Raw genomic sequence first — 635 nt, 5'->3', positions numbered from 1 at the left:
CTTCTTCTCCCTGTGAGGCATCGTGCGCTGTGTCATCGCCCGTTTTCCCTTCGATTTCACCAAGAGCGGCGTCATGGAATCCATGAAGGGCGTCAAGGCCGAGGAGATCACCGGCGCGTCCGTGGTCATCGGGCGCCGCGCCTATCCCGCCAAGCAGGTCGGCCAGGTTCTCACCCGTCAGGACCGCCGCGACTTCAGCGCCGACGAGGTCCTGCGTGCCATGACCAAGCTCGGCTTCACCTGTCGCAGCCAGCCCCGGACCGCCGCGCCCGCCCGCGGGCTCGACCCCGATCGGGTGACCCGGACGGGTCCACACCGCGCGGGTCACCCGATCGGGGTCGAGGCGCGAGGTCCGCACGACGGCGAACGGCTGCAGAGGTCCGCGCACCGCACAGCCTGCACTCCGCACGGCCGCGCGGTGTGGACCCGTCCGGGTCACGGCCAGACAGGCGCCGCCGTGCCGAGCAGCGCGCAGGCGCGCTGGACGGGGTCGAGCCCGCGGGCGGGCGCGGCGGTCCGGGGCTGGCTGCGACAGGTGAAGCCGAGCTTGGTCATGGCACGCAGGACCTCGTCGGCGCTGAAGTCGCGGCGGTCGCGGCGGTCCTGACGGGTGAGAACCTGGCCGACCTGCTTGG

General features: G+C 72.1%; 1 protein-coding gene and 1 pseudogene. One reads left to right on the top strand and one right to left on the bottom strand.

What is annotated here, in order from left to right; genetic code table 11:
- Nucleotides 1-22 precede the first annotated feature (22 nt).
- A pseudogene (locus tag EAO77_RS36165) lies at nucleotides 23-289 on the top strand (SCO5918 family protein); the annotation flags it as partial.
- A gap of 146 nt (nucleotides 290-435) precedes the next feature.
- Here the strand turns inward: EAO77_RS36165 and EAO77_RS39580 are convergent.
- The coding region (locus EAO77_RS39580) for an SCO5918 family protein (protein ID WP_222723746.1) at nucleotides 436-635 on the bottom strand (200 nt) is incomplete at its 5' end.

This window comes from Streptomyces sp. T39 (assembly GCF_008042045.1).
Lineage (GTDB): Bacteria > Actinomycetota > Actinomycetes > Streptomycetales > Streptomycetaceae > Streptomyces.
This window is presented reverse-complemented; position numbering and strand designations above follow the sequence as displayed.